3 protein-coding genes and 1 pseudogene are annotated in these 4,428 nt (G+C 42.5%); 2 read left to right on the top strand and 2 right to left on the bottom strand.

What is annotated here, in order from left to right:
- Both B7Y67_RS11385 and B7Y67_RS11380 read left to right on the top strand, forming a co-directional pair.
- Positions 1-1,182 (top strand): annotated as a pseudogene (locus B7Y67_RS11385) (hypothetical protein); the annotation flags it as partial.
- A gap of 15 nt (positions 1,183-1,197) precedes the next feature.
- Positions 1,198-1,791, top strand: coding sequence for a methyltransferase domain-containing protein (locus tag B7Y67_RS11380; protein ID WP_293598743.1), 594 nt, complete (start codon positions 1,198-1,200; stop codon positions 1,789-1,791).
- Positions 1,792-1,799: 8 nt separating this feature from the next.
- On the opposite strand, the gene B7Y67_RS11375 is transcribed toward B7Y67_RS11380, so the two are convergent.
- Positions 1,800-3,137, bottom strand: a complete 1,338-nt coding sequence (locus B7Y67_RS11375; protein WP_293598742.1) for an MFS transporter — start codon at positions 3,135-3,137, stop codon at positions 1,800-1,802.
- A gap of 3 nt (positions 3,138-3,140) precedes the next feature.
- Positions 3,141-4,428: DNA recombination protein RmuC (rmuC, locus tag B7Y67_RS11370; RefSeq protein ID WP_293598741.1), on the bottom strand; the 1,288-nt coding region annotated here is incomplete at its 5' end.

Raw genomic sequence — 4,428 nt, 5'->3', positions numbered from 1 at the left:
ACAAGTGAGTATATTTCAAGCGAATACTTTCCAAAACCAGATTTAGGGTTAGTTTCTAAGTCACATAAATCAGAAAAAATACGAATTGGTTATTTTTCTGGCGATTTCAGAAATCATCCGGTTGCATTTCTGATCAAAAGAATGCTGGAACTACATAACAAAGATATTTTTGAGTTAATTGCATTCTCCATCTATGTAGGCACTCCAGACCAGATGACTATAGAAATTCAAAATTCTTTTGATCATTTCTTTGATGTTAGCATGTATAGCGATTTCGCTATTGCAGAAATGGCAAGGAAGCTAAATTTAGATATTGCAGTCGATCTTGGTGGAATTACTAAGGATGCAAGGTTAGGAATTTTTTCATATCGAGTTGCGCCAATACAAATTAGTTATATTGGATATTTGGGTACGCTAGCGGCGCCATATATCGATTACATTATTGCCGATAGCATTATTATTCCTTCAGAATTTCAGGATGCATACGATGAGAGTATTATTTATTTGCCAAGCTATCAGGCAAACGATAATCGCACAATTATTTCAGATAAAGAATTTACTCGAGAGGAGTTGGGTCTCCCTGAGGAAGGCATTATTTACTGTTGCTTCAATAATAACTATAAGTTTACTCCCAGCATATTTGATAGCTGGATGAGAATATTATCCTCCGTAGAGAAGAGCGTTCTATTTTTGTATGCTGATAACGACGATGTCAAAATTAACTTAATTGAAGAGTGTGAGGCGAGAGGAGTTGATTCTAGTCGTATTGTTTTTGCGGGGCATCTACCTCGTGCAGAATATTTAGCGCGCTATAAAGTGGCAGATCTTTTTCTTGATACATCCCCCTATAATGCTGGCACTACTGCAAGCGATGCCTTATGGGCTGGATTGCCGGTTTTAACATTTTTAGGGAAGTCTTTTTCTTCAAGAATGTGCGGAAGTTTATTAAATGCAATTGGCTTGCCAGAATTAATTGCACCCTCTCAGGATGAATATGAAAAATTGGCAATTAGACTTGGTCAAAATCCTAAGGAGCTGATTGCTTTAAAAAACAAGCTTGCATATAACAAGCTGACAACCCCCCTTTTTGACTCTAACTCGTTTACAAAAAACCTAGAGTCTGCTTATATGAAAGCACATGATCTTTATAAACGTGGCCTACCCCCTGAAAATATATATTAATTAAGGTTAGGTTAAATGAAAAAATTTCTGCATGTTGGATGCGGCCCTCAAAATAAAACTAATTTAAGAGGTTTTGATTCAAGTGCTTGGAGTGAGGTGCGTTTTGATATTGATCCTAAAGTAAGCCCAGATATTCAGGGGACTTTAATTGACATGTCATTGGTTCAGGCTGAGAGTATGGATGCTTTGTATTCATCGCACAACATTGAGCATATTTTTCCGCATGAGGTTCCAGTAGCGTTAGCAGAGTTTTATAGAGTGCTAAAGCCCGATGGTTTTGTTGTAATAACTTGCCCGGATTTGCAATCTGTTTGTGAGGCAGTTGCAAGTGATAATTTACTATCCCCCCTTTATAACTCGCCGGCTGGCCCAATCGCGGCTATAGATATTCTATATGGTCACCGAGGCTATATTTCCGATGGAAATCACTTCATGGCTCATAAGTGTGGTTTTACATATTCGGCTTTGGGAGATGCATTTTTGTGCGCAGGTTTCAAAGAGATTTATGGAGGCAGGAGGCCTGCTAGCTTTGATTTGTGGTTGGTGGCCTTCAAGAATGATATGGCACCAGGACAATCTCAAGAAATTGCAAGCACATTCTTGCCATGATTTTTTGATTATTTAGCAATGTTCAAATTTTTAGTCTCTGGCAGATAAATCATTGCTACGATCGCACCGCTAGCGAGGAAAATCGTAGGGTACCAAAGCCCCGCAACGGTACTTTCCCAGTGCTGGTTGAGCCAGGTGACGATTAGCGGAAGTAGCCCCCCAATCCATCCAGCTGCAAGATTATGGGGCAGTGTTGCTGCACTATTTCTGGTTTTTGCAGGAAAGAGTTCCGCAAGTAAGGCAGTTTGTGGGCCTACTACTAGTGCCAGTATCGCTGATAAGCCAATTAATATTCCTGCAGTTGCGAATGTGAAGCTTGCACTGTAAGTGGTGGTTTGGCTAATCTCTTGTAGTAGGTGAAAAGCTGGCAGTATTAATGTAGCTCCCAGAATTAGACCAGTGACAACTACAGGCTTTCTGCCAATTTTGTCAGAGAGCCAGCCAGCAAAAATAGTCAGAGGAAGCAAGGCAAGCGTTGCATAGACGCTTAACTGATCTACTAATTGCGGCGGTAGTTTGACAGCAGTTTTGAGAAAAATTGAGGTGTAGACTTGGACGCAAAAAAATAAGACTGCACCACCTGCTGAAATACAAAAGAACAATAAGAACATTCTTTTGCGGGTTTCTGGATCTCTAAAGTTATCTCTGAGTGGTGTTTTGGGTTGGGTATCAGATTGGCTTAATTGTAAGAAGATCGGTGTTTCTTCTAAAGCCATTCGTACTTTAAAGGCCACAATGAGTAGGATGATCGAAATCCAAAAGGGTACACGCCAACCCCAGGATAAGAACTCATTAGGACTCAGCCAGCTTTGCAGAAGGGCAATTTGTAGAGTCGATACCAAAATACCCAATGGGCCCATGAGTTGGAGGAAGCTGGTCTTAAATCCGCGGCTAGAGTTGCCAGCATGCTCAGTGAGGTAAACAGCACTACCGCCAATTTCACCGCCGGCAGATAGCCCTTGTAAGAGCCTGAGGAAGACCAAAAGAATTGGCGCCCCAATGCCAATCTGGGCATAAGTTGGCAAGAAGCCGACGCAAACTGTGGCTATTCCCATCAAGGTGATGGTGATCATGAAGACGGGGCGCCGACCAATGCGATCGCCAATACTGCCGAAAATCGCCGCGCCAATAGGTCTAACCACCATACCAACACCAAAAGTCGCTAGACTTGCTAAGAGCCCAGTGGCGGGATCACTGGAGGGAAAGAACAGTGGCCCAAAGATAACGGCCAAAGTTGCAAAAGTAAGGAAGTCATACCATTCTAAAAAAGTACCAAAGCAGGCCGCAACAGCAACTTTTTTATAAGAATGATGTGATGCAGCCGAGTCTGCGCCAATAGCGGTCAATTTTTATTCAGAGTCCGCAGAAGATTCAATTAGATGGGCTGACAAATTCTTACTGGGCTTAACGCCAAGCTCGCGCACTTTCTCAGCGGTACGAATCAGATTACCCTTGCCGGATTTGAGCTTATTAAAAGCGTCATGATAACTAGTCTGCGCTTGATCTAAGCGTTGACCTAATTTTTCTAAGTCATCTACAAAGCCAACAAATTTGTCATAAAGCGTGCCACACTGCTTGGCAATTTCGAGGGCGTTGCGATTTTGATGATCTTGCCTCCAAAGGTGCGCCACAGTTCTGAGGGTGGCCATGAGTGTGCTTGGGCAAACAAGAACAATGTTTTTTGCTAAAGCTTCTTGATAAAGATTCGGAGCCGTTTTGAGGGCTGATAAAAAAGCGGGCTCAATGGGCACAAACATCAACACAAAATCTACAGAGCCAATGCCATACAAGGCGCTATAGTTTTTACTAGATAGCCCTTGAATATGCTGGCGCAAAGACTGAATATGGGCATTTAATTCTTGTTCAGCTTCAACAGGATCGGTTGATTGTGCATGCCGAGAATAAGCAGTAATCGAGACCTTGCTATCTACTACTAGACTTCTGCCTTCGGGAAGCTTGACTACAACGTCAGGCTGCAGACGTGAACCATCCATTTGGGTATGGCTATCTTGAACTAAGTATTCTTCACCTTTACGTAAGCCGGAAGACTCTAAAATAGATTCAAGTACCAATTCACCCCAATTGCCTTGGACTTTAGAATCTCCCTTGAGAGCTTGTGTCAGTGAGCGGGTCTCATCGGACATACGCAGATTAAGGTTGGCAAGGCGTTCGATTTCACTCTTGAGGGCAAATCGCTCACGCGCCTCATTGCCATAAGAAGTATTAACCTGCTCTTTAAACTCTGACAACTTCGTTTGGAGAGGTTTTAGAAGAGCATCTAAATTCGCGACGTTTTGCTCAGTGAAGCGCTTCGATTTATCTTCTAGGATTTCATTGGCCAAATTCTTGAACTGGCTAGTAAGGGCTTCTTTAGCTTCATTCAGAGATTCAATTCTGCCAAGACCTTGTTTACGCTCTGAGTCGAGTTCAGCCTCAAGGCGGATAGCATTTTGTAAAGCTTGGTCGCGCTCATTGCGAAGTGCAATCACTAAAGTTGACTCTTCTTGCCTGGCTTGTTCGGTACGAGCTAAGGCTGAGCGTAAGTTCAGTGCATAGACTAAAAGGCCTGCGCATAAACCGAATGGCAGGCCAAATAAAATCAGAGAGCTCAAATCAAAAGTCACTAATGCAATCTTC

The organism is Polynucleobacter sp. 35-46-11, from assembly GCF_002281105.1.
The sequence above is the reverse complement of the archived record's forward strand: the minus strand, read 5'-3'. Positions and strand labels throughout refer to the sequence as shown.